The sequence below is a fragment of the Carnobacterium inhibens subsp. inhibens DSM 13024 genome (genome assembly GCF_000746825.1).
Taxonomy (GTDB): Bacteria; Bacillota; Bacilli; order Lactobacillales; family Carnobacteriaceae; genus Carnobacterium_B; species Carnobacterium_B inhibens.
Genome location: NZ_JQIV01000006.1, coordinates 1,032,610 through 1,058,911, shown reverse-complemented (window position 1 = coordinate 1,058,911; position 26,302 = coordinate 1,032,610). Strand labels below are relative to the sequence as shown.

25 protein-coding genes are annotated in these 26,302 nt (G+C 35.7%); 15 read left to right on the top strand and 10 right to left on the bottom strand.

What is annotated here, in order from left to right; all coding sequences use genetic code 11:
* Positions 1–8: 8 nt before the first annotated feature.
* Positions 9–533: a GNAT family N-acetyltransferase gene (locus BR65_RS06195; RefSeq protein ID WP_023178853.1), complete on the top strand. Its 525-nt coding sequence runs from the start codon at positions 9–11 to the stop codon at positions 531–533.
* Positions 534–571: 38 nt separating this feature from the next.
* Here BR65_RS06195 and BR65_RS06190 read toward each other — a convergent pair whose 3' ends face one another.
* From BR65_RS06190 to BR65_RS06170, 5 genes are all read right to left on the bottom strand, one after another.
* Positions 572–1,303: an amino acid ABC transporter ATP-binding protein gene (locus BR65_RS06190; protein ID WP_023178852.1), complete on the bottom strand. Its 732-nt coding sequence runs from the start codon at positions 1,301–1,303 to the stop codon at positions 572–574.
* Complete coding sequence (locus BR65_RS06185; protein ID WP_034537331.1) at positions 1,296–2,753, bottom strand: amino acid ABC transporter substrate-binding protein/permease; 1,458 nt, start codon at positions 2,751–2,753, stop codon at positions 1,296–1,298. The genes BR65_RS06190 and BR65_RS06185 overlap by 8 nt, the downstream gene beginning before the upstream one ends.
* A gap of 185 nt (positions 2,754–2,938) precedes the next feature.
* The gene (locus tag BR65_RS06180) at positions 2,939–3,472 is read right to left on the bottom strand and encodes a 3'-5' exonuclease (protein WP_023178850.1); all 534 of its coding nucleotides are present in this window, start codon (positions 3,470–3,472) and stop codon (positions 2,939–2,941) included.
* Between the two features lie 149 nt (positions 3,473–3,621).
* Complete coding sequence (locus BR65_RS06175; protein WP_023178848.1) at positions 3,622–6,258, bottom strand: cation-translocating P-type ATPase; 2,637 nt, start codon at positions 6,256–6,258, stop codon at positions 3,622–3,624.
* A gap of 524 nt (positions 6,259–6,782) precedes the next feature.
* Positions 6,783–7,547 (bottom strand): exodeoxyribonuclease III, encoded by a 765-nt coding sequence (locus BR65_RS06170; RefSeq protein WP_023178846.1) that lies wholly within the window; start codon positions 7,545–7,547, stop codon positions 6,783–6,785.
* Between the two features lie 150 nt (positions 7,548–7,697).
* Here BR65_RS06170 and BR65_RS06165 point away from each other — a divergent pair, with 150 nt between their 5' ends.
* From BR65_RS06165 to BR65_RS06115, 11 genes are all read left to right on the top strand, one after another.
* Positions 7,698–8,597, top strand: a complete 900-nt coding sequence (locus tag BR65_RS06165; RefSeq protein ID WP_034537330.1) for a Gfo/Idh/MocA family protein — start codon at positions 7,698–7,700, stop codon at positions 8,595–8,597.
* A gap of 141 nt (positions 8,598–8,738) precedes the next feature.
* The gene (locus tag BR65_RS06160; RefSeq protein WP_081901360.1) at positions 8,739–10,118 is read left to right on the top strand and encodes a TrkH family potassium uptake protein; all 1,380 of its coding nucleotides are present in this window, start codon (positions 8,739–8,741) and stop codon (positions 10,116–10,118) included.
* A 12-nt stretch (positions 10,119–10,130) separates the two neighbouring features.
* Entirely contained in the window at positions 10,131–10,802 is a 672-nt protein-coding gene (locus BR65_RS06155; protein WP_034537329.1) for a potassium channel family protein, read from the top strand.
* A gap of 279 nt (positions 10,803–11,081) precedes the next feature.
* Complete coding sequence (gene murB, locus BR65_RS06150; protein WP_034537328.1) at positions 11,082–11,984, top strand: UDP-N-acetylmuramate dehydrogenase; 903 nt, start codon at positions 11,082–11,084, stop codon at positions 11,982–11,984.
* 613 nt (positions 11,985–12,597) lie between these two features.
* Positions 12,598–13,140 carry a helix-turn-helix domain-containing protein gene (locus BR65_RS06145; RefSeq protein WP_023178837.1) on the top strand — a complete coding sequence of 181 codons (543 nt, stop codon included), beginning with the start codon at positions 12,598–12,600 and terminating at the stop codon, positions 13,138–13,140.
* Between the two features lie 60 nt (positions 13,141–13,200).
* Positions 13,201–14,295, top strand: coding sequence for an ABC transporter ATP-binding protein (locus BR65_RS06140; RefSeq protein WP_023178836.1), 1,095 nt, complete (start codon positions 13,201–13,203; stop codon positions 14,293–14,295).
* 10 nt (positions 14,296–14,305) lie between these two features.
* Positions 14,306–15,121, top strand: a complete 816-nt coding sequence (locus BR65_RS06135; RefSeq protein WP_034537326.1) for an ABC transporter permease — start codon at positions 14,306–14,308, stop codon at positions 15,119–15,121.
* A complete protein-coding gene (locus BR65_RS06130) occupies positions 15,118–15,951 on the top strand; it encodes an ABC transporter permease (RefSeq protein WP_023178834.1) in 834 nt (277 codons plus the stop codon). Before BR65_RS06135 ends, BR65_RS06130 begins: the two co-directional genes overlap by 4 nt.
* Entirely contained in the window at positions 15,948–17,021 is a 1,074-nt protein-coding gene (locus tag BR65_RS06125) for an ABC transporter substrate-binding protein (RefSeq protein WP_034537324.1), read from the top strand. Before BR65_RS06130 ends, BR65_RS06125 begins: the two co-directional genes overlap by 4 nt.
* A 524-nt stretch (positions 17,022–17,545) precedes the next feature.
* Complete coding sequence (gene rpiA / locus BR65_RS06120) at positions 17,546–18,217, top strand: ribose-5-phosphate isomerase RpiA (protein ID WP_023178832.1); 672 nt, start codon at positions 17,546–17,548, stop codon at positions 18,215–18,217.
* A 181-nt stretch (positions 18,218–18,398) separates the two neighbouring features.
* On the top strand, positions 18,399–19,700 hold the full coding sequence (locus BR65_RS06115) for a pyrimidine-nucleoside phosphorylase (RefSeq protein ID WP_034537323.1): 1,302 nt from the start codon (positions 18,399–18,401) through the stop codon (positions 19,698–19,700).
* A 54-nt stretch (positions 19,701–19,754) separates the two neighbouring features.
* Here BR65_RS06115 and BR65_RS06110 read toward each other — a convergent pair whose 3' ends face one another.
* A complete protein-coding gene (locus BR65_RS06110; RefSeq protein ID WP_034537322.1) occupies positions 19,755–19,964 on the bottom strand; it encodes a hypothetical protein in 210 nt (69 codons plus the stop codon).
* A gap of 178 nt (positions 19,965–20,142) precedes the next feature.
* Here BR65_RS06110 and BR65_RS06105 point away from each other — a divergent pair, with 178 nt between their 5' ends.
* The 3 genes from BR65_RS06105 (at position 20,143) to BR65_RS06095 (ending at position 22,065) form a co-directional block, all read left to right on the top strand.
* Positions 20,143–20,862, top strand: coding sequence for an AzlC family ABC transporter permease (locus tag BR65_RS06105; RefSeq protein WP_034537321.1), 720 nt, complete (start codon positions 20,143–20,145; stop codon positions 20,860–20,862).
* Entirely contained in the window at positions 20,855–21,178 is a 324-nt protein-coding gene (locus BR65_RS06100; protein ID WP_034537320.1) for an AzlD domain-containing protein, read from the top strand. Before BR65_RS06105 ends, BR65_RS06100 begins: the two co-directional genes overlap by 8 nt.
* 104 nt (positions 21,179–21,282) lie before the next feature.
* Positions 21,283–22,065, top strand: coding sequence for a GNAT family N-acetyltransferase (locus BR65_RS06095; protein ID WP_034537319.1), 783 nt, complete (start codon positions 21,283–21,285; stop codon positions 22,063–22,065).
* A gap of 72 nt (positions 22,066–22,137) precedes the next feature.
* Here BR65_RS06095 and fni read toward each other — a convergent pair whose 3' ends face one another.
* From fni to mvk, 4 genes are read right to left on the bottom strand one after another with little or no spacing between them, the layout of a single operon-like run.
* The gene (gene fni / locus BR65_RS06090; RefSeq protein WP_051932674.1) at positions 22,138–23,205 is read right to left on the bottom strand and encodes a type 2 isopentenyl-diphosphate Delta-isomerase; all 1,068 of its coding nucleotides are present in this window, start codon (positions 23,203–23,205) and stop codon (positions 22,138–22,140) included.
* A gap of 42 nt (positions 23,206–23,247) precedes the next feature.
* Entirely contained in the window at positions 23,248–24,324 is a 1,077-nt protein-coding gene (locus BR65_RS06085; RefSeq protein WP_034537316.1) for a phosphomevalonate kinase, read from the bottom strand.
* 44 nt (positions 24,325–24,368) lie between these two features.
* On the bottom strand, positions 24,369–25,355 hold the full coding sequence (gene mvaD / locus BR65_RS06080; RefSeq protein WP_034537315.1) for a diphosphomevalonate decarboxylase: 987 nt from the start codon (positions 25,353–25,355) through the stop codon (positions 24,369–24,371).
* Positions 25,348–26,292, bottom strand: coding sequence for a mevalonate kinase (gene mvk / locus BR65_RS06075; protein WP_034537313.1), 945 nt, complete (start codon positions 26,290–26,292; stop codon positions 25,348–25,350). The genes mvaD and mvk overlap by 8 nt, the downstream gene beginning before the upstream one ends.
* Positions 26,293–26,302 lie beyond the last annotated feature (10 nt).

The window sequence follows — 26,302 nt, the reverse complement described above, 5'->3', positions numbered from 1 at the left end:
GGGACTAGATGATCGATACGATACAAATACGAGAAGCGATTCCAAGTGATGCAGAAAAATTATTGAATCACTTAAAAAAAATTGCAATTGAAACAGGTTTTATGACCATGGGAATTGAAGGACCAGGAAAATCAATTGAAACTGAAACACAGGAAATTGAAGCCATTGTAGCCTCAGATGTAACGGTTATGTTAGTGGCTTTAGATAAAGAAGAAATTATCGGAATTGCCGAAATTCATGGAACGAACAGACCGAAACTTAGACATATAGGGGATATCAGCATTTCAATCGCAAAGGATTATTGGGGAATGCGTTTAGGCACAATGATGATGGAAAAGTTGATTGAGTGGGCAAATGGTCCGTCAAGCAGCTTAAAACGATTAGAATTAACTGTCCAAGCTCGAAACGAACGTGCACGCCGCCTTTATGAAAAAATGGGCTTTAATCTTGAAGCAATCATGCCAAGAGGAGTCAAAGATGAAGGAATGTATTTAGATGTTTGTTTAATGAGTATGATGATTGGAGAAATATAAAAAGCGTTGCAAAAGAATTCTTTTGCAACGCTTTTTTATTAGATTAAAACTTTTTCTAAGAAATTCTTTGTTCGTTCATTTTGAGGGCTGTTAAAGACATCCTCTGGTTTTCCTTCTTCAACGATATAGCCGCCATCCATGAAAATCACGCGATCTGCTACTTCTTTGGCGAAGCCCATTTCATGTGTCACGACTAACATGGTCATACCTTGATCCGCTAGTTTCTGCATGACTTCAAGTACATCTCCAACCATCTCTGGATCAAGTGCGCTGGTAGGCTCATCGAACAGCATAATATCTGGATCCATCGCTAAAGCTCGTGCAATAGCCACACGTTGCTTTTGTCCGCCGGATAATGATTTAGGGTAATCATTGGCTTTTTCAGAAAGTCCAACCGTTTCCAGCAATTCTAATGCACGTTTTTGACTTGATTCGTTAGATTCTTTTTTTAATTCTTTAGGAGCTAATGTAATATTCTCTAAAACCGTCAAGTGAGGAAAGAGGTTGAACTGCTGGAAAACCATTCCAATGTTTTCTCGGACTTTGTTGATATCTTGTTTTGGATCCGTTAAATCAAAGTCATCGATAATGACTTTTCCACCGGTAATTTCTTCTAAAGCATTCATACAACGAAGGAAAGTACTTTTACCAGATCCTGATGGACCGATAATACAAACTACTTCACCTTCTTGAACTTCGATAGACAAATCTTTTAACACTTCTAAATCTCCAAAATTTTTCTTTAAGTGTTCCACTTTTAATTTAGTCATTTGATAGTCTCCTTTCAAGATAATTTGAAAATTTCGTAAGAATGGTAATAATGATGATGTACATCAAACCAACGATCAACCACATATTACCAGAAGAGTAGGTACGTGCAATAATGATTTTACCTGTTTGAGTCAATTCAACAATACCGATCACGGATAAGATTGATGTATCTTTCAGTGTAATGACAAATTGATTGATAAAGGATGGAATCATAATTTTAATAGCTTGCGGTAAAACAATTTTACGCATAGATGTTGGGTAAGGCAATCCTAAACTTCTCGCAGCTTCTAATTGTCCACCGGCTACGGCTTGAATTCCTCCACGGACCAATTCAGCAATATAAGCCGTTGTATTCAAACTTAAGGTGATCACACCTGCTATATAAGCAGATAATTGAATATTTAAGAATTGAGGAATAGAGAAATAAACGAAAAAGGCTAAAACAATCAAAGGGATACCTCGCATAATCGTTACATAAATCGTTGAAATACCAGTCAACAGTTTGTTTGAAGTAGCACTAAACAATCCTAAAATAACTCCGACTACTAATGCAATTGCAAAAGAAACAAGGGTCAATACTAGTGTTCGGCCAAGTCCAGTTAGTAATTCTTTATAATTGTTTTTGATTAAGGAAAAGAAGCCATTACTAGTCGTTACAGATTCTGCATCTTCACCAGTATACTTAGTTGTAATGTCTTCATGAATGCCATTTTCTTTGATATTTGCTAACCCGGCATTAAATTTTTCCAGCAATTCTGGATTTTGACCTTTATTAACAGCAAATCCATAAACATCTCCTGCTTCTGGATCAAGTGGGAATTTTAGCTGAAGACCTTGCTGAACGGCATAGGCCATAACAGGATAGTCATCAAATACAGCATCAGAATGGCCTGCAACAACATCATCATACATCGTAGCTGAATCTTCGAATTGGTTCACTTTGATATCAAATTCTTTTTTTAATTCTTCAACAAATGCAGCACCTGTTGTACCAACTTTAACAGCGACTGTTTTTCCATCTAAATCTTCATAAGAAGAAATTTCATCATTATTTTCTGAAATAGCCATAACTGTACCGGCTTCAAAATAAGGATCAGAAAAGTCAAATGATTCTTTACGTTCGTCTGTAATACTCATTGCTGCAATCATTCCATCAACTTGATTGGATTCTAAAGCTTGCAACCCTGCACTAAATGCTAAAGGACGTAACTCGTAAGTGAAACCTTGATCTTCAGCAATAGCATCCAGAATTTCTACATCAATACCAACATATTCATTGTCAGCATTTTTGAACTCGAAAGGTGCATAAGTAACATCTGTCGTGATAACATAAGGATCGCTTTCTGTTCCTTTTTCAGCTGAAGCGGATAGTGGTGTTGCTAAATTTATGAATAAACCTAGCATAAGTATAAAGACAGCTCCTAAAAACTGTTTTTGTTTTTTAATCATGTAAACTCCTCCAAAGTATTTTTGCTATGTTTTTAAACAGAGCTAGTATAATAAAAATACGGGAATTCCCATGTCAATTCAACTAATTGCACCTGAGGAAAGGTAAGACAAAAAAACAAACGGTCTTTAAAAAAAACTAAAAGACCATTTGTTTTATGCACTTTTATTCAAATTAAATACATGAGTTAAATATGTTTAACTAATTTTTTTAAAGGGTCTGTCCCAAAGTGATCTTCTAAATAAAGCAGAATAGCAGCACAAGCGTTACTATCTTCAAGTGCGTTATGATGGTTATCTAAACGGATGCCTAAATGATCACAAACGGTGTTTAGTTTGTGGTTAGGAAGTTCTGTCATTAGTTTTCGACTAGATTGGACCGTACAAAGTGTTTGAAAATGAGGTTGCTCTAAGTTGTAATAATCAAGACAGCCTTGTAAAACACCTCGGTCAAAAGGCAGATTATGTGCGACAACGAGTTTGTTTTCTGTGAAGAACGGTTTTATTTCTTCCCAGACTTCTGGGAAAGAGGGAGCATTATGAACATCTCTTTGGGTAATACCGTGAACTTGGATATTACGCCAAAAAAATTCAGTTTCTGGTTTGATCAACGAGTAATAGTGATCAACAATTTTACTTTTGCGTACAACGGTCAAAGCAACTGAGCAAGCACTATGACGCTGGTTACTGGCTGTTTCAAAGTCTAATGCGACAAAGTTCATTTTTTTCCTCCTCGAACAAGTATTCGGTTAATAGTATAAAGGATTTTATTGCTATTTACTAGTGAAAAAATCCAATAAAAAGAAGACACCAATTCGCTAATAGATTTCATTAACGAATTGGCGTCTTTTATTATGCAAATTACAAGAAATTAAGCTTCGTTTTTAAAAGGAATAAATTTAGCTAATTCCATTAAGATTACAGCAACTAGTGCTAAACCTGCAGCAATTCCCCATTGTTCCCAACCAAAGTTTGCTGGAATAGCAAAGATTGAACGGATTCCTGGAAGAACGGTTACTCCGTATAATACAGAACAGAATAGAACAGCATAGATAGCAAATTTATTAGAGAAGAAACCAGCTCCAATAGATGTTTGCGTATTTGAACGTGCTGGGAATGTTTGTAATGTACGAGCAAGGATAAGTGTTGTAAAGGCCATAGCAATACTCATTTCATCTGAATAACCTAATCCAATATATTGCGAAATGATAACAGCAATCCCGATAAGCGTACCACGGAAAGCAACTGATCTTAGTGTAGCACCAGCAAAAATTCCTTCGTTAGGATCTCTTGGTTTACGTTCCATCACGTTTGGTTCGCCTTTTTCCATTCCTAAAGCAATGGCAGGAATAGAATCATTTACTAAGTTGATAAACAACAATTGAAGAGCTGTAAATGGGTTTACCCAGTCCATTAATAAAGCGGCTACGATAGCAATAATGGCACCAAGGTTACCAGCAAACAAATAAGCGACAGCTTTTTTTATGTTATCAAAAACATTACGACCAACTTCAACTGCGCTAATGATTGAAACGAAATTATCATCCGTAAGCACCATTGCAGCAGCATCTTTAGCTACGTCTGTTCCACTACCCATTGCGATACCGATATCTGCTTGTTTCAATGCTGGAGCGTCATTCACACCATCACCTGTCATAGCAGAGATCTTGTCTTTATTTTGCCAAGCACGAACGATTCTGATCTTGTTTTCTGGAGAAACACGAGCGTAAACAGAAATTTTTTCTAATTTAGCATTTAATTCATCTTCACTTAAAGCGTCTAGTTCTTGACCAGTTAACGCGATATCATCTGGTTCAGAAATACCGATGTCACGAGCAATAGCACGTGCAGTAGTTTTATGGTCACCTGTGATCATAACTGTTTTGATACCCGCTTTTTTAGCTTGTTCAACAGCTCCGTAAACAGCTTCACGAGGAGGATCGATCATAGCCACTAAACCAACTAAGATCAAATCATTTTCATCTTCAAAAGTAATCGTTTGACCTTCTGTGATTGGTTTATAAGCAAAAGCTAAAACGCGAAGAGCACGGTCTGAGAAAGCTTCATTTTGATCAGCTAAAGCTTTTAAGTTTTCATCTGTTAAAGGAACAACTTGTCCATCAAGCAAAATTTTTGAACTGCGATTGAAAACAACATCTGGTCCACCTTTTGTCAGCATCAATTGTTCGCCATCAATAGTATGAACAGTAGACATTAATTTACGATCTGAGTCAAACGGCAACTCAGCTAATCTTGGGTAAGCATTACGTAATTCATGGTAAGGCTTGTTTACTTTGTTGCTGAAAGCAATCATAGCAACTTCAGTAGGATCACCAAGTTCTTGACCTTGTTCATTGATGTTAGAATCATTTGCTAATACAGCAATTTGCATTAAACGAGCTTCATCAGCACTCCAAGTTTCTGGTTTAGCATTGAAGTCACCAGTCTGTCCATTTGGTAAGAAATAATCAACGATCGTCATTTTATTTTGAGTTAATGTACCTGTTTTATCAGTACAAATAACACTTGTCGAACCTAAAGTTTCAACAGCTGGAAGTTTACGAATGATCGCATGCTTCTTAGCCATCTTGCCTGTTCCTGTAGAAAGAACGATCGTAACGATCGATTGCAGCGCTTCTGGAATGGCTGCAACGGCTACTGCAACTGCGAACATAAATGCATTCAACAATTCAGTATTTACATCTGTTGCTCCACCAAAGAAGATACGAGCAGCTTGGATAGCAAAAATAAGAACCGAAAGAATTAGAATACCAAAACCTAGTTTTTTACTAAAGTCATCTAATTTTCTTTGTAGTGGCGTTTGTTTAGCTACAGCATTATCGATCAAGCTGGCAACTTGACCAATTTCAGTATTGTTTCCGGTACCTGTGACAACTACAAGCCCACGTCCATAGGTTACTAATGTTCCACTATGAACCATGTTTGAACGGTCCCCAACGGGTACTTCTTTTTCAACAACATCAATACTTTTATCCGCTGGAACAGATTCACCAGTCAACATTCCTTCATTGATTTGAAGAGATCCTGCTTCTAATAGACGTCCATCAGCTGGAACATAATCCCCAGCATCTAAAAGGACAATATCACCTACAACAAGTTCTTTTGCAGGGATCGTTACTTTAACTCCATTACGAATCACTTTTGACTCAGGAGCCGAAAGACTGGATAAAGCATCTAGCGAACTTTCTGCTTTTTTAGTTTGGATCACACTGATAATTGAGTTGATCATTAAAACCGCAAAGATAATTAATGATTCTACGACTGAACCTAATGCCATTTGGATTACGGCTACGATTAACAACACAATAACCATTGCATCTTTAAAGGTTGCTAAAAATAATTTAAGAACGGAGTCTTTTTCTTTTTGCTTTAATTCATTTAAACCGTCACGTTCTTGGCGTTTCTTAACTTCACTTTCCTGCAAACCTTCAGGTGAAGTTTGTAATTCTGATAAAACTGTTTCTTGGTCTTTTTGGTAATTTTCCAAGTGATACACCCTTTCATAAAAAAAATTTAGCCGGTTCCTAACAACTAATCAAGTAATGGATTAGTATGGGTAGAATCGGTCGTTAATAAGAATAAAAAAATAATGCCAATTATAACACAGTTGCCCAAAATAGTAGCATATTCATTATCGCCAAACAAGTTTTGTACTGATTGGGAATGAGGTTGATCATTCTCTAAGCTTGTGTTGTTCGTTTGATATCCTCCTTTTTATGGTCGTTAAAATCGATAAAAAAAGAGACTTATGCAGGATTGTCCTTATGGAGAACAATGTGCATAAGTCTCACTATTTAAGACAACACCAGAAGATTGTTGCGAATCTACTTGTTGGTGACGTTGCCACAGCTATCGCTGCCAGTTACTCCCTTATGAAAAACTATCGATTTCATCTTAATTAGTATATAGTTTCTACAATGATTTTGCAACAAAAAAATAACAGAATAGCGAACGCAATTTAGACTAATGATTAGAACAGACTAGGTTCTAGCGATTTTTGCTTCATTTTATTTAGTCAATCTTATCTTTCAAGGTTAATTCTACAGGGCAATGATCGGATCCTAGAATATCGTTAAGAATTTTGGCGTCTTGTAAGTGATCTTTTAACCGTTCAGATACACAAAAGTAATCAATTCGCCAACCAGCATTATTTTTACGTGCATTAAAACGATAATTCCACCAAGTATAAGCACCTTCTTCATCGGGGTAGAAGTAACGGAATGTGTCGATAAATCCATTATCTAATAAATTGGAAAATTTCATGCGTTCTTCTTTACTAAAGCCGGCACTTTGCTGGTTTGTTTTCCAATTTTTCAAATCGATATTTTGATGAGCCACATTTAAATCGCCACAAAGGATAACAGGTTTTTCAGTATCCAGTGTTTTTAAATAACTTAGAAAAGCATCTTCCCATCGCATTCTATAGTCCAAACGTTTCAGTTCGCTTTTAGAATTAGGTGTATAACAAGTAACAACATAATAATCAGGGTAATCTAGTGTGATTACTCGTCCTTCATCATCGTGTTCTTGTTTTCCGATTCCGTAATAAACAGCCGTTGGTTTATGTTTGGTAAAAATGGCTGTTCCTGAATAGCCTTTTTTTTCAGCATAATTCCAATAGTCATAATAGCCAGGAAGTTCAAGATCAATCTGGCCTTCTTGGAGCTTGGTTTCTTGCAGACAAAAGAAATCAGCATCTAATTCATTAAAAATATCCATAAATCCTTTTTTTACAATGGCACGCAACCCATTAACATTCCATGAGATAAATTTCATTAGCTAGTTCCTCCTAAATAAGTAACATCTTATCTTTATTGTACAAAAGATAAAAAAATAGTAAACTATAGAGCATTTTTAAAAGAGTAATCTCGTACAAAATATGATAGGATATGTAGTGAAAAAGAAAAAAGAGAGAAGGGTAAAAAAATGAAAATTGGAATTATTGGTTTAGGAAATATTTCTCAAAAAGCTTATTTGCCAGTTATGATGGCAATGGATAAAGAAATAGAATGGCATTTATTTACACGTGACCAAGAAAAGTTAGCAAAAATCGGCAAAAAATATCGTATCACTAATTTATACTCTTCTGTTGAAGATTTACTTATGAGTGGAATCGAAGCAGTTTTTATACATACAGCTACGCATATTCATGAAGCTCTTATCAGACAATGTATCGAAAAAGGCATCCATGTGTATGTTGATAAACCAATCAGTGAAAATATTGATGAAGTAAAAGCATTGATGGATCTAGCCGAAGAAAAAAACGTTTTACTTGTTACAGGATTTAATCGCAGATTTGCGCCGATGATCCAAAAAGTGAAAGAAGTTCCAAATAAAAGTATGATCTTAGTCCAAAAAACAAAACCTAACAGTTCAGGTAGTGTAAAATATGCAATTTATGATTTGTTTATCCATGTAGTTGATACCGCTTTATTTTTACTGGATGAACCTGTTATCCAAACAAATTTCAGCATCAAAGAAGAAAACGGTGAGTTGAAAACTTGTGTTTTACATCTTACCACGGAACACACAGAATGTATTGCGACAATGAATTATAACTCTGGTGCCAACTTCGAGTCTGCAGAAGTTCAATCTCCAACTGGCACTCACCGAGTGGTCAATTTAACAGATTACGAAATTGAAACGGCTGGACAAAAACAAGTGATCAATTTTGGTGACTGGGATCAAACGCTTGAAAAAAGAGGGTTTGCTCCATTGATCCGTGCCACAATAGAAGGTATTGAAAATCAAAAGAATCCTGTGAGCATGGAATCTTCTCTTGAAAGCCACCGCATATGTCAAATGATTGTAGAAGATTATGTATAATAAAATATTATGATTAAAAGCGTAAGATTGACGGAAGCCAATCTTATTTTTTTTGAAAAATCGAATTTGCTTTACTTTTATTTTAGAAAGAATATAATACATTCGTATGCCAGAATTTAAGAAAGAATGAGGAGAAAACGAATGTTTTTAAAAAGACTTAGGAGATTACCTCCAGCTGCTAAAATAGTCATTAGTTTTGCAACAGTTATCTTTATAGGGTCGCTTTTATTGACGCTTCCTATTAGCAACCTTGAAAGTTCAGAAACAACTTACTTTGATAATTTATTTACAGCAGTATCCATGGTATGTGTAACGGGTTTGTTTACACTACCCGTAGCAACATCTTTCACGGTGTTTGGACAAATAGTCTGTATTGTGCTCATGCAAATAGGTGGAATTGGGTTAATGACTATTCTTGCAACCTTTATCATGAGAATAGGAAGGAAAATGCGTTTTTCAGATACTATTGCTGTGAAAGAAGCTCTTAACAGAGATGAACTAGGAGATTTCAAAACGTATCTAGCATCTATTATTAAATATACTGCCATTATAGAAGGAACAGGAATGCTTCTTTTAGCGCTTAGATTTGTGCCGGAATTTGGTTTTGCTAGCGGCCTTTTTGTGTCTTTATTCTTAGCTGTCTCAGCATTTTGTAATGCAGGTTTTGATAATTTAGGAGCTTACAGTTTGCAAGAATATGTTCATGATCCTTTAATAAACTTAGTAATTACTACATTAATTATTTTAGGTGGAATTGGTTTTTCAGTTTGGTTTGATGTTACACATAATATTCAATCTATTATAAAAAATAAATGCAAAAGCGGATGGAAACGTTCGTATCGTATGCTGAAAATTCATACACGTTTAGCCATCAATATGACCCTAGGGTTGATTGTCATTGGAACGCTTGTCTTCTTAGTGGTAGAGTGGAACAATCCTAATTCGATCGGTAATTTCACGTTTGGAGAAAAAGTATTGGCTTCCTTTTTCCAAACAGTCACAATGAGAACAGCCGGTTTTGCCACGCTTGATTATGAACTAATTAAACCTTTTTCGTTATTCTTTTTTATCGGTACTATGTTTATTGGTGGATCCCCTGGTGGAGCTGCGGGTGGTATCAAGACCACAACTTTTGCACTAGTAGCATTGTTGGTTATCAGTGAAATCAAAGGTCAAAAACATGTTAACTATTCTCATCATACGATTCCAATAGAAATCATTCGACGCGCAATTGTTATTGTTGCAACATTTTCTCTATTTCTAATAGCTGGTGTAAGTGTGTTGATGTTAGTTGAAGACCAGCCTTTCTTGTACTTGTTGTTTGAAGCTGTATCAGCATTAGCAACAGTAGGAGTCAGCGTGAATTTAACACCAGAGTTATCACATATTAGCCAAGTTGTATTAATGATTTTAATGTTTATTGGTAGAATTGGGCCGATTACGATATTATTGAGTTTAAGTCGAAAAAGTAAAAAAACAAAAGATCAGTTGTATGCAAAGACAACAATTCTAATTGGATAGGAGAACTTGAAAATGGCAGTAAGAACAATCGGTGTATTAGGACTGGGTGTCTTTGGATCATCAATTGCTAAAGAATTAAATGAATTTGATTGTGAGGTTATTGCAATTGATTTAAGTATAGATAATGTTGAACGTGTCGAACCGCATGTAACACAAGCGATACAAGGAAATATCACTGATTTAAATTTTTTAAGAAGTATTGGTTTAGAAAATTGTGATGTAGCCGTTGTGGCAACAGGTACGAGCCTAGAAGCAAGTGTCTTAGCTATAATGAATTGCAAAAAATTAGGTATACCTTCAATTATTGCAAAAGCTAAAAATAAATCGTTCATGGAAGTTCTTTACGAAATTGGCGCTACAAAAGTGATTCGCCCTGAAAAGGAGGCTGGAACCCGTGTAGCAAAAAATGTGTTAAGAAGACATATCACTGATATTGTAGACTTAGATGAAGATTACGCTGTTATCGAATTCAAGCCTCCAGTACGTTGGATCGGAAAAACATTTGATGAACTAGATTTAAGACAAAGATATGAAATCAATATTATTGGAATCAGAAAAGTTAATCAAAAACGAATGGATGTTTCTTTCAGCCCAGATTACCGGATCGAAGAAGGAACAGTTTTGGTAGGGATAGCAGAATCAGAAGTATTTGAACGTTACGATTATTTGAATAAATTAAAATAAGAAACGCTACCTTAGCCTTTTTTGAGACACGTGCTAATGAAATCAATTAAAATAGCCAGATAGGATTTGGACAACCGTTCCGAATCCTATTTTTTTGAAACACATTTCAAATAAAATAACGCCAAATCTTTTAATGGAATACTAATCCAAACTACAAAAAAACAACTGTGCATGGTAAACTAAGTGCATTAAGATAAAATTGTCTTTAGCAAAAGTTAGTTAGTTTTATTATAAAAGTAGAGCAGCAGGCTCAACTAATACGAGAGGGTATTAAACACTATGTCTATTAAAGAATTTAAACAGCACTTTCCAAAACTGATCCTAAAAGAAAATGAACCTTTATCTCTATATACGTACACAAAAACAGGCGGACCAGCTGATGTAGTAGCCTTTCCTAAAACAACTGAAGAAGTAAAAGATGTTGTAGGCTGGGTAAAAAAAGAATCACTGCCGTTAACGGTTTTAGGCAATGCAAGTAACCTGATTGTTAAAGATGGCGGGATACGCGGTGTTGTCATGATATTGACGGAAATGAAACAAATTAAAATTGATAAGAAAAAAATAATCGTTCAAAGCGGGGCACGTTTGATCGATACTTCTTATGCAGCTTATGAAGCTGAACTTACTGGATTGGAATTTGCATGTGGAATCCCCGGTAGTATTGGTGGAGCAGTTTATATGAATGCTGGAGCATATGACGGCGAAGTGAGTGAAGTGATTGAATCTGTTACAGTATTAACTCTTGATGGTGAAATTAAGACATTGGATAATCATGAATTAGAATTTAGTTACCGTCATAGTCGTATCCAAGAAATTCAAGATATCGTTTTAGAAGTTATTTTTCAATTGAAAAAAGGCCACACAGTTGAGATAAAGGAAAGAATGGATAAATTGACCTTCTTAAGAGAATCGAAACAACCTTTAGAATACCCTTCATGTGGAAGTGTTTTTAAACGTCCTACAGGTTACTTTACTGGAAAGCTTATTCAAGAAGCTGGTTTACAAGGTAAGATATGGGGTGGCGCTCAAGTATCGATGAAGCATGCCGGGTTTATCGTAAACATTGATCACGCGACAGCAACAGATTACATTGAATTGATCCAACATATCCAAGAAGTCATTTTAGAAAAGGACGGCGTAAAACTTGTTCCTGAAGTCCGTATCATCGGAGAAGACCAATAAGGTTCATCTGATAAGATAGCATGCCAAATTAAGGAAAAAAATGAAGTATAGTTGATGAAGAGATAAATTGGAAACTCTAGAAGAGAAATCTTCTAGAGTTTTTTTTAGGTAATGCATTAAAAATTTGGACTAAAGCTTTAGAAATATAGTGTAGAGACTTTGCAGAGTAGATTTAATAGTTGAAAAAGGCTAAGAATGTTCGATAGAGGAGTTATAGAGTAGATTTGCTAGCGGAAGGTGCCGAGGAATGTTCAATAGGGGTTCTTTAGAGTAGATTTGCTAACAAAAGGTAACGAGGAATAGTCAGTAGAGATGCTATAGAGTAGATTTGTTAATAAAAGATGACAAAGAATGTTCAGTAAAGGCACAATAGTTCAGATTTGCTATCGAAATTGAACTTACACGAATAAATATAAAATGATCTATTACCTAAGGAGATCAATTGGTTGAAAAGAATCGTATTTAGGTTGAGTTGGGTACGATTTTTTAGTTGCATTTTGAAAAAAAGGATTTATAATAAAAAAGGTCTTAGTAAACATTAAGTTTACCGTAAGTGAACATTAGTGAGTCTTAGTTTACTTCCAGTAAACAAGTTGCTAAAAGGAGAAATTGTATGGAAATTGGAAATCAAATCAAGAACTTAAGAATTCAAAAAAATTTAACACAAGAAGAATTAGCAGAACGTACGAATTTAAGTAAAGGATATATCTCTCAAGTTGAAAGAGATTTAAGTGTTCCGTCAATGGAAGTGTTTTTTGATATTCTAGAGGTATTGGGCTGTAGTCCTAAAGATTTCTTTGATGAAAAGCAAGAAGAACAGCGCGTTGTCTACACAAAAGACGAAATGACGGAATTTGAAGATGATGAAAAAGGGTATAAGATTGAATGGCTCATACCAGAATCGAATGAAAATGAAATGGAACCGATCTTTTTAAAACTAAGTGAAAAAGGCCAATTTAAAGAATTTGGCCCTTCTTTATCGGAAACTTTTGGCTATGTATTAGAAGGCGAAGTCTGCATAGAAATTGGTTTGAAACGTTATTTTGCCAAAAAAGGGGAGTCTATTTACTTTCATGCTACCCAAAAACATCAGATCATTAATCATCACAATAATGACAGTCTAGTACTATTAGTTGTTACAGATTCTTATCTTTGATTAAATTGATAAATAGTATAGCTAAAGAAAAATAAATTTTACTATAAGGGAGCAAACAAAATGACAGAAAATGCGATTATTACATTTGAAAATGTAAAAAAACAATACGATGATGATGAACCAGTATTAAGAAATATCAATTTTGAGATTAAACGGGGAAAATTTTATACGTTACTAGGTCCTTCAGGTTGTGGAAAAACGACGATTCTAAATTTAATTGCCGGCTTTACTGAAACGTCAGAAGGAACGATTATGTTAGATGGAAAAAAAGTAAACGATGTTCCTGCTAATAAACGTAAAGTAAATACTGTTTTTCAAGATTATGCGCTATTTCCTCATATGAATGTATTTGAAAATGTAGCTTTTGGATTAAGAATCAAGAAATTAGATAAAAAAACCATCAAAGATAAAGTAGAAAATGTTTTAAAAATGGTTCAATTATCTGGTTATGAGGATCGAGCTATCAGCGAAATGTCTGGTGGACAACGTCAACGAGTTGCTATTGCACGTGCTTTAGTAAATGAACCAGAAGTTTTATTATTAGACGAACCTTTATCTGCATTGGATTTGAAATTGAGAACAGAAATGCAATATGAATTGCGTGAACTGCAACAGCGTTTAGGAATTACTTTTGTATTTGTTACGCATGATCAAGAAGAAGCTTTAGCCATGAGTGATGAAATTTTTGTGATGAAAAACGGAGAGATCATTCAAAGTGGTACACCAGTTGACATTTATGATGAACCAATCAACCGCTATGTGGCAGATTTTATTGGTGAAAGCAACATTGTAAAAGGCACGATGGTTCAAGATTATGAAGTTTCTTTTGTTGGGCATACATTTGAATGTGTAGATGCTGGAATGAAAGCAAATGAAAAAGTCGAAATTGTATTACGACCAGAAGATTTAGCATTAACAACAGTAGAAAAAGGCAAATTAACAGTTAAAGTGGATACTCAATTATTCCGCGGTGTGCATTATGAAATTATTGGATACGATCGCGACAATAATGAATGGATGGTCCATTCGACTAAAAAAGCTGTAGTTGGAAATGAAGTAGGATTGTACTTCGAACCAGAAGACATCCATGTTATGCGATTCAATGAAACGGAACAAGAATTTGATGCACGTCTTGAAAGCTACGAAGAAGACTAGGAGGAGAAAAATGACAAAACAATCTAAAGTGGTTTATTTTATACCCTATGCTTTTTGGTTACTCTTATTTGTTGTTGCTCCTTTAGTTTTAATTGTGTATCAATCATTTTTCACAGTGGAAGGACAATTTACTTTAAGCAATTACCAAGCTTATTTTCAATCCGGTACATACTTAAGAATGACACTAAATTCATTTTGGTATGCGTTTTTGATTACTTTATTTACCTTGCTTATTAGTTACCCAACAGCTTATTTATTGAGTAAAACAAAGCATAAACAATTATGGCTCTTACTGATTATTTTACCAACATGGATTAATTTATTATTAAAAGCCTATGCTTTTATTGGAATTTTTAGTGCAAATGGAACAGTGAATGATTTTCTTTCTTTTATAGGGATAGGAAGACAGCAAATTTTGTTTACAGATCTTAGCTTTCTAGCGGTTGCGACCTATATAGAGATTCCATTTATGATCTTGCCTATCTTTAATGCTCTTGAAGAAATGAATCCTTCTTTTATTCGAGCTAGTCGAGATTTAGGTGCCAATAACTTTGAGACCTTTAGAAGAGTTATTTTTCCTTTGACATTAAATGGCGTGAAAAGCGGAGTCCAAGCAGTCTTTATTCCATCATTATCGCTCTTCATGTTGACGCGTTTAATCGGAGGAAACCGCGTAATCACTTTGGGTACAGCGATTGAACAGCACTTCCTCGTTACACAAAACTGGGGCATGGGTTCAACTATTGGAGTCGTTTTAATTGTGGCTATGGTTCTGATCATGCTCTTTACAGGAGAAAAGAAAAAGAAAGGGGCAATTCGTAAATGAAAAAAGAAAGGTTTAAATGGTCAAATCTTTATCTCATTTTTATCTTCATTGTTTTATATGCGCCAATCGCTTATTTGATTTTTTTCTCCTTTAATGATGGTGGAACAATGAATAGTTTTACCGGTTTTACTTGGGATAATTATAAGGCTGTATTTGAAGATTCACGGCTGATTGGGATTGTTTTAGATACGTTTTTAATTGCATTATTGTCTTCTTTACTAGCCACTATCATTGGTACATTTGGGGCAATAGGGATTTACTTCTTAAAAACCAGAAAAACAAGAAATACACTATTGGGTTTTAATAACATTTTGCTGGTTTCACCAGATGTTATTATTGGAGCAAGTTTTTTGATTTTATTTACCTTTATTGGATTTAGGTTAGGCTTTATGTCTGTGTTATTGTCACATGTAGCTTTCAGTATTCCCATTGTAGTCTTGATGGTATTGCCGAAATTACAAGAAATGAATGATACGATGATTAAAGCTGCACGGGATTTAGGTGCAAATACATGGCAAGTACTAATAAAAGTTATTTTGCCAAGTATCACTCCTGGTATCTTAGCAGGCTATTTTATGGCATTTACTTACTCTCTAGATGATTTCGCAGTAACGTTCTTTGTAACAGGAAATGGATTTTCAACATTAGCTGTAGAGATCTATTCAAGAGCTCGACAAGGAGTGAGCTTGGAAATCAATGCTTTAAGTGCCTTAATGTTTATTTTTGCTCTGATTCTAGTTGTTGGTTACTACTTTATTCAACAACACAATATGACGAAAAAACAAAAAAATAAAAAACGACAACATGCTGAGGCGGTGGGCATGCGATGAAAAAATTAGTTTTAATGGTCTTAGCCATTTTAATAGTTTGTGCAGGGTTATATCTTGGTGCTGATCAACTGGAAAAGGCTCAGGGAATTACAGGAGAAAACAATTTGAATTTGTACAACTGGGGAGATTACATCGATCCAGAATTGATCACTAAGTTTGAAGATGAAACGGGATATAGAGTGACTTATGAAACTTTTGATTCTAATGAAGCGATGTATACCAAAATTGAACAAGGCGGGACGAATTATGATCTAGCCGTTCCTAGTGAATATATGATTGAACGGATGATTGATGAAGATTTAGTGATTGAATTGGATCACTCAAAAATAAAAGGCCTTGAGAATATCAATACTCAATTCTTAGACCAGCCATTTGATCCAGACAACCAATATTCTATTCCTTATTTTTGGGGTACTTTGGGAATCATTTACAATGACAAATTTGTAGAAGAAAATGCGATCCAACATTGGGATGATCTATGGAATCCCAATTTAACAAATGAACTTATGCTGATTGACGGTGCTCGTGAAGTTATCGGTTTGGCATTGAATAGCGAAGGGTATTCATTAAACTCAAAAGATAACGAACAACTAGCTTCGGCAGCTAAAAAGTTAGATAGTTTGACTCCTAATGTAAAAGCTATTGTTGCTGATGAAATCAAAATGTATATGATTCAAGAAGAAGCATCAGTTGCTGTAACGTTTTCTGGCGAAGCTTCAGAAATGTTATGGGAAAATGAAAATCTTCATTACGTTATTCCAAGCGAAGGCTCTAACTTATGGTTTGATAACTTTGTTATTCCTAAAACAGCTAAAAACTTTGAGGCAGCTTATGCGTTTATCAACTTTATGTTAGAACCAGAGAATGCAGCTCAAAACGCAGAATATGTTGGGTATTCCACACCCAATAAAGCAGCATTGGAACTCTTGCCAGCTGAAATAACCGAAGATGAACAATTTTATCCAAACGAAGAAACCATGAAAAATCTAGAAGTATACGAAGATCTAGGATCGCAATACATTGGCATCTACAATGACTACTTCCTAGAATTCAAAATGCATAGAAAATAAGGATGCGGAGTGTCTCGTCTAGCTCCGTAGAAAAACAGGGGAATTCCCGCAAGAGGCTAACGCCTCGAGGGAAATTTCATCTTTTTTCCTAGGAGCTGAGACACGCAGCTCAACTAAAGGATGCGGAACTTCCCGTTCAGACACACAGCGATTTTTAAGAATTGAAAGCAAGAGCATCCCGCGCATTGCGTCAAATCTTGAAAATAGCCCAGTGTCTGGGAAGTGCAGCTCAACTAAAGGATGTGTAGCATACCGCTTAGACTTGACAGAAAAACAAGGAATTCTGTAAGGGATGTTTCATCCCTGCAAGAATTACGTTTTTTCCGAAAGTCTGGTATGCGGAACGACCCCGATAGATACGTACGGTCTCGATTTAATAGAAGTTTGTCCAAATCAGCTGTTTTTCGCATTGGTAAAACTGGAATAGTAATTCTATTCCAGTTTTTTTGTTGTCTATGATCAATAAACCAAGCATTATGCTATACTTATGGAGAATAAAACAGTTAAAAAGGGGAGTAGGAAAGGTGAACTTAAAACAATTAGTTGGAGAAAAGGCAGCAGAATATGTAAAAGAAGGTATGGTCGTTGGATTAGGCACAGGATCGACTGCTTATTATATGGTAGAGGCTCTTGGTAAACGCGTAAAAGAAGGATTATCTATTACGGGAGTAACTACTTCTACTCGTACAAAAGAACATGCTGAAAAACTAGGCATTCCTTTAAAGACTATTGATGAAGTAAAAAAAGTTGATCTAACGATTGACGGTGCAGATGAAATTGATGCACATTATCAAGGAATAAAAGGCGGCGGCGGAGCTCTTTTATTTGAAAAAATCGTTGCGGACTATTCTGATAAAGTGATATGGATCGTTGATGAAAGCAAAATGGTTGAAACGCTAGGCGCATTTCCTTTACCGGTAGAAGTAATGCCTTATGGGAGTCAACAATTAGTACGTATTTTTGAAGAAAAAGGATTCCATCCAACTATGAGAAAAAATGATAAAGAAGAAACTTACTTAACGGACGGCGGTCATTATATTATCGATTTACAAATGGATAAGATAGAAGATCCTAATTCATTAGCTGGCTGGTTAGATAGCCTAACAGGGGTTATGGAGCATGGCTTGTTTTTGAACCGTGTTAACACCATTATTGTGGGGCGTGAATCAGGACTAGAAGTTATAGAAGCTCGTTAATCCATTTGAACTAAAGAAGAAAATAATGCTTTTCTTTTTTAGTTCAAATCAAGCATCTTCTATGGCTAATTGATTTGGCATACATGAGAGAATTGTTAGAATGAACAAGTTATGAAAACGTTTTTTCTGTAGGTGTGATAAAATAAATGAATCAACTTAGATAAAGAGGGGTATACGATAAATGAGAATGGTCGATTTAATTACAAAAAAACAACATGGTAAAGCATTAACAACTGAAGAAATCCAAACAATGATAAAAGAATATACTGTAGGGGAAATTCCAGAATACCAAATGAGTGCAATGTTAATGGCAATTTATTTCAATGATATGGATGATCGTGAAAAAAGTGATTTGACAATGAGTATTGTTCATTCTGGTGAAGAAATTGATTTGTCAGCTATCAAAGGTATAAAAGTAGACAAACACTCAACCGGAGGAGTTGGCGATACTACAACGCTTGTTTTGGCACCTTTAGTGGCAAGTCTAGGTGTTCCAATTGCTAAAATGAGTGGACGCGGCTTAGGTCATACTGGTGGCACGATTGATAAATTAGAATCTATTCCAGGTTTCCACGTAGAATTGACACAAGAAAAATTTATTGAATTGGTAAATGAAAATAAAGTAGCCGTTATTGGGCAATCAGGAAACTTAACACCAGCAGATAAAAAATTATATGCTCTAAGAGATGTGACAGGTACAGTTGACTCAATTCCATTGATCGCAAGTTCAATTATGAGTAAAAAAATTGCTGCTGGAGCAGATGCAATTGTTTTAGATGTGAAAACCGGAGCAGGAGCTTTCATGAAAACAACTGAAGATGCTAGAAAATTAGCTCATGCAATGGTTCAAATCGGAAATCGTGTAGGACGTAATACTATGGCTGTTATTTCTGATATGAGCCAACCACTAGGTTTTGCTATCGGAAATGCATTAGAAGTTAAAGAAGCCATTGATACATTAAATGGTAAAGGACCAGCTGATTTAATGGATTTGTGTTTAACTTTAGGAAGCCAAATGGTTCATTTAGCTGGTATTGGAAAAGATTTAGATGAAGCAAGAAGTTTGTTAGAAGAATCTATTGAAAATGGAAAAGCATTAGAGAAGTTCAAAACGTTTATCGCTTCTCAAGGTGGAGATACGAGCGTTATTGATGATCCAGAATTATTACCTAAAGCAGATTATCAAATAGATGTTTTAGCAAATAAAGATGGCTTTATTTCTGAAATCATAGCAGATGAATTAGGAATTGCGGCTATGATGTTAGGAGCTGGACGTGCTACAAAAGAAAGTGAAATTGATTTAGCTGTTGGAATCGTCTTGCATAAAAAAGTAGGCGACGCTGTTAAAAAGGGCGAAGCATTATTAACGATCCACACGAATCAAGAAGAAGTACCAGAAGTAGAACAAAAGATCTGGGAAGGAATCACAATAGCGGATTCAGCTACGCCGATTCCACTTATTCATGAAGTGATCATCGACTAACCTATTGAGTGAACAAAAAGAGTGTTGAGATTTTTTCTCAACACTCTTTTTGCGCTAATTTTTATTTGGATCTGAAAATAAATAGTGAAGCGTAAAAAGGATGATACCAAAAACACCAATGATTAAAATGATACCCATCAAAGCATGTAAGACAGCCCAAAATCCGCCACTATAGACAGCATTTTTAAGTGCAGGTACAAAATAATACAGTAAAAAATAAATGATGCTAATAAAAAATGAACTGAAGATCAATCTTCTTAACATAATTAGTCATTCCTTTCATAAGCCCTTCAATAAGTTTACATTATCAAAAGTGAAGATGAGATACAATCTAATTTAAGAAAAAATGATTATTTTGTAGTAGTTTAACTACAAAAATAACCATGTAAAATTTAATGATATGATATACTAATTTTTACACGTTCGTTTAGGAGGGAATAAAATGGAAAAACAGGATTGGGTGGATGGATTTAAAGTTAGTTATCCAGTCATTATTAGTTATGTACCATTAGGTTTAGCTGGAGGTATGGTTTTATATGATGCAGGATTTAATGCCCCAACTATTTTGGCAATGAGTTTGCTTGTCTTTGGGGGAGCTGCTCAGTTTATGGCTGCTTCAATGGTAAGTATGGGAGCTTCAGTTTCAGCTATTATAACGATGACGTTCTTTTTAAATTTGCGTCACTTATTAATGAGTTCAAGCATGTCTGGGTTTATTAAGAAACCATCTTTACTATTTACACTGTTTTTCAGCCATACTCTAGCGGACGAATCCTTTGCTATTAATTACAATCAATTTAAAAATCATGAATGGACGGCTAACAAAGCGTTATCCATCAATATATTAGCTTATTTGTCTTGGTCATTAAGTACGCTTGTTGGAGGAATGATCGGAAGTGCTTGGAAAATTGATACGACCATTATAAATTATGTTTTAATTGCTATGTTTATTAGTTTATTAGTCAGTCAATTTGTCTCTAAGTTATATGTTTTTGTAGGATTAGCAGCTGGTGTACTAGCTGTTGTCTTCACGGTATGGTTGCAACATACGATTGCGCTAGTTATTGCTGCAATTCTAGCTTCTTTTATCGGTTATTTTACTGATGAGTATTTAGCAAATAAACAAAAAAATCAACAGAAAGAAGGATTAGAATATGACTAGTCAACAAGTGCAGCTTATCTTTGGAATGGCTCTAGTGACTTATTTGCCTCGTGTCTTACCTATGCTTGTGTTAAGCAATCGGTCCGTTCCAGAGAAAATATCTAAATGGATGTCATTTGTACCGGTATCAATATTTGCAGCGTTGATTTTTTCAGATGTTTTTTTCTGGGAAAGTCAATTCAATGTGAATCCAATCGTTAATATAAAGCTTCTGCCATCCGTTCTTGTATTTATAGTGGCTTATAAAACGAAAAGTCTTTTATGGTCTATGGTACTTGGTATTGCAGCCATTGCTTTAATGGTCTATTTGGTTTAACTCCTCAAAAAAATTATTAAAATTGAAGTGCATAATGATACATTTTTTTTGTAAAAAACGTATACTAAAAGGGAATAAGGATGTTATTGGGAGGAGGAACTAGATTGATTTATAAGTGCGATGAGAAACAACGAGAAGAGTTACTAAATTTTTTATATAAAGAACCAAGTATAAATTTATTTGCTATTGGTGACATTGAAACATATGGTTTTGATCATTTTAATTTAGATGTTTGGGCTTATGTTGATAGTAAAGATACAATCAGTGGAGTACTGGTCCGCTACAAAAATAATGTTATGCCTATTCATGGGAAAGAGTTTGAAGGAATAGACACTTTTATACCTTTGATCCAGAGTTTAACTCCCGTACACATATCTGGTAGTGAGGATGCTATTGCTCAGTATGAAGAAGAATTTGAGAATTATGAAAAAGAAGAATCGTATTTAGCTGAATGCAAAGAGTTGGAGATAGAAAGTCCACTTCTTCAACAAGTTTTGCCTTTATCTAAAGAAGACATCGATTCTTATCTTAATTGTTTAAGAGAAGCAGGGATGGAAAACCTGCCATCAGCAGAAGAGGTTGCTGATGAATTGGAGCGTAACTTAAATGCTATCCAAGTTATCAAAGATGATACAGGTAAGATCGTTTCAACAGGAAGAATTGCAGTTGAAACGAAGCTCTCAGCGATGATCATTGCTGTAGGAACAATTGAAAGCTATCGTAAACAAGGATATGCAACGGCTGTAGTGGCTGCTTTAGTTAATGACTGTATCAGGAATAATAAAACGGCTTGCCTTTTTTATTCTAATCCTGATGCAGGGCGAATGTATCAGCATTTAGGTTTTAAAGATACACAAAAGTGGATCATGTTGAAAAACAACGATTAAATAACGCTATTGAAAAAAGAAGATGAAACAGTCATTTTTATGATTGTCTCATCTTCTTTTTGTGTAGTTAAATTAATTTATTGAAGAACGATTTGCAAAGCTTGATGCGTCAATACGGCGAAGATCGCACCAATCTTTAACTTCGCCTAATAAGATGATATCAGTATTAGTCAATTCGCTGATTGATTTTTTTCCAAGCAGGGTCATAATAGAGGCAATTTGGTTTTTCCAAGCATTCACTTCTAAAACAGTAGCTTCTACTCCTTCTCTTAGAGCCATATGCAAGAAAAGGCCTGAGATACCGACCGCACGGGCACCTAGAGATAAGGATTTAACAATATCTAAAGGATTACGAATCCCACCTGAAGCTAATAATTCAACTTGGTCTATAAAGGGTTGCGCTTCTAATAAAGAAATAACTGTAGATTGGCCCCAACCTTCTAAGTAATCTAATTTTTCACTTTCTCGACGGTAGTTTTCGATTTGAGCAAAGTTTGTTCCACCTTGACCGCTGATGTCAATCGTTTTGACCCCAATTGATGACAACTGCTTTATGGTTTCACGACTCATACCAAAGCCTACTTCCTTAACAATAACAGGCACAGAAACGTTTAGAGCAATTTTTTCTAATTCAGTTAACCAGTTAGAAAAATCACGATCTCCTTCAGGCATAACAATCTCTTGAGGAGAGTTCACATGAATCTGTAGGGCATCAGCTTGAATCAAATCGATTGCCTTTTTAGCATTCTCTAACGTTTGTCCAGTACCTAAGTTGGCAAAAATCTTACCAGTAGGGTTTGTTTCTCTAACGATTGTAAAACTATCTTTAACAGTAGGATCCTTAAGAGCAGCGCTAATGGAACCTGTTGCCATAGCGATACCCGTTTCTCGTGCAATTAAAGCTAATTTTTCATTGACCTTTTTCGTCCAAGTGCTGCCACCGGTTATAGCATTAATGTAAAAAGGAAATTCCATATCTAGTGTAGCAAATGAAGTGGAAAGAGAAGCATCAGCGACACTCATTTCAGGAAAAGAATGATGGACAAAACGGAAAGAATCAAAATCAGACTTTCTAACGTCTTTAGCAAATTTTTCTGCTAAAGAAACATGTTCATTTTTCCGGTTATTCATTGGTTTCATAGTGTGATCCTCCAAAAATTTTTATCCAAAAAAGAAGGACAACTAAGCATCCGTTTTTTTGTAAACATGTAAAGGAAGGTTTGTGATGCCTTCTTTTTCCCAATCTGTAATCAGTGACAATAAACCTTCTTTTCGATTGAAAATCACGATGCCACAATCTCCGCCGCCAGCTCCAGAGGATTTAGCAGCACCATTAAATTCTTCTGCCATTTTGCATAATCTTGATAAAGCAGGTGTTTCAATTGTCACAGAAGTATCTTGGCTCATTTTAAGCAAGAGTTGGCGGTTGTTTCTTATTTGATGTTGGATCTCTTCGACATTTCCTTCTTGAAAAGCTTGAATCATTGTGTTGACACATCGTCTGCTTTCTTCTAAAAAGGTTTCATATGCCATTGCATCTTGTCTTCGTTTAGTGGTTACTTCATCTACTAAATGAGACGTTGATGCCGGTGAACCCGTCCATCCAATAACTAAGCGTAAGTCTTTTGGAGGAGTCAATGGAGTAAACGATAAATGAGGCCACTCCATTTCAATCAATTCTTTCACGTTTTTTTGTTCCTGTTGTTCGGATACCCAATCACGATCGAATGTTGTAAATGCTAACCAACCACCATAAACACTTGCTGCTACATCACCACATGAACCGTTGCTTTTAACAGATAAATGAGCTAAAGCGGCTAATTTAAATACAACATTTTTGTTATCTGTGATGCCATAAAAACGGCATAAAGCCTGAACTGTAGCGACCGTCACAGCGGCGCTTGAGCCTAACCCATATTTTTTACCTTGTGAGCTGTCCAATTCACTATTGACAGTTAAATGATAGAAAGACAATTCTTTTCCTTGTTCTTTCGCGTATTCTTCTGTTAAACGAATAGCTGCTAAAATGTAGTGAAAAGGGTTCTCACGTTTATCAAGCACTAAACGATCATTTTCGCGTTTCCATAGTACAGGAAGATTTCCATATTGAAAAGACGTAATGCTTCCTACGTGTTCAGATTTTTCAAGTGATACGGTAATAAATTGATCAACAGCTACTAATATAGCTGGATGACCTGGTTCAACAACGGCGTATTCGCCCGCAATATATAACTTACCAGGTGCAGAAGCTTCTATCATACTGTAATTCCTCCTAAGTAGTAAAACCTTGTTTTTTTAGCTTGTTAGAGTGTGATTTCTTTTAAATCACTTCCTGGTCCAGAGATAATGAGTTGGTCTTCATTGAAGTAGTCTAAAAAAGCTGTTTTGATCTTTTCACTATCTGATAAACGACAAAGGACTTTGACGTTTGGACCTGCATCCATCGTAAAATAACAAGGAATTCCTTTTTTGCGTAATTGTCTAACTAATTGCATTGCCAACACACTATCAGGTTCCCAGTAAGAGATTGGAGGATTTGCACCTAGCATTGTTCCGTGCATTTTCATACCGTTGCTCTCCGTAATAGCCCCAATTTGTTCAAAATCACGATCGTTAATGGCATTTTTTATGTTCACAAGATCGACAGCGGTACTATCGATCCATCCTTGATAAAAAGGAGAAGTTGCAACTGTCAGTTTCATGCCTTCACGGCTAGACAGTTCTTTTTGTTTCTTATTTACCACAACTACGACCATTCCAATATCCCAATTCGCATCGTCTACTTTAACAGCATAAGAATCGGATGAAGAAGTTCCTTTTTGCCACTCGACAAAGCCACCATAGATACTGCGAGTTGCTGAACCAGACCCTTGTCTTGCAAATATAGACAGTTCTTGTGGAGAGAGGTTTAAACCAGTTGCTAAATTAGCAGCTCCGGCTAGTGCAGCCATCCCAGAAGCAGAAGAAGCTAATCCAGCTGCTGTTGGGACATAATTTGTACTTTTAATTATAGCAGGTGCTTTCATACCGGATTGTTCTCTAAATAAATTTAAGAAGCGGCTAACTTTTTGAGTAGCAGCTTCATCTTGAACACTTTCATTTAAATAAAATGCATCCTTTTCAAGAGAATCATCAAAAGATACTGATGTTTCTGTATAAAAAGCGTCCAGAGTAAGAGACAAACTGCTGCTTGTAGGCAAGATCAATTGGTCATCCCGTTTTCCCCAATATTTAATTAAAGCAATATTTGTATAAGCGCGTACTTTTTTTGCGTTGCTCAATTTAGTCATCTCCTAATTGGTGTGTCCATGTATTTACTGCTCCAGCTTCTAGTAAAGCATTTGAAATGCAGGTTGCAGTTTCTTTGTCGGATGCTAAAGAAATCATGCAGCCGCCACGACCGCCACCGGTCAATTTTGCACCTAATGCTCCATATGTTCTTGCTGTAGTCACTAAATGGTTCAATGTGTCATTGCTTACCCCTAAAGAGGAGAGAATTTCATGAGCTTTACTCATAGCCAAGCCTAATGTTACCGGATCAGTGGATTCTATTGCAACTTTTGATTGTTTTGCTAAGTCGCCTAATTGATGAATAGACCGCATTGTTTTTTCAGAATCTTCTTTATTTAATAGAGCGATGCTAGCAACAGCATCTCTTGTTTGGCCTTTTAATCCGGTGTCTGCCACAATTAAGTAAGCAGGCATAGATAATGGAAAAGGAACGAATGGTTCACCTTTTATATAGTAAAGCGGATGTCTGCCACTTGTCATCGCAGCATCTAAGCCGCTTGGATTTCCATGAGCAATCGTTTCTGAAACGTTTGCTAACAATAGGAGGCGGTCATCTGTTAAAGTGACAGCAAAATAATTAAATAGTGCCCGCACCATCGCAACGGCTACAGCAGCACTCGAACCCATGCCTCTTTCAACCGGGATCGTACTTTTAATGATCACTTTAAAATTCTTTAGTTCTTGTTGTAATTCATTCACTGTAGATTCTACTACAGCCTTTAGATTTTCTAAATGTTTAGGAACTGAAGCCAAGTTGCCTCGGTAATAGACGCAGTCTAATTGAACCGGTCCTTCAGCTGGTATAATAGTCACTTCGATATGTGTGGCAGGAAAAGGAATGGCTATGGCAGGCTCTCCATAAACGACGGAGTGTTCTCCCATTAAAATGATTTTTCCATTTGCAGTTCCCACGGCAGGTTGACTAGTTTTTAACATGTTGTAACTC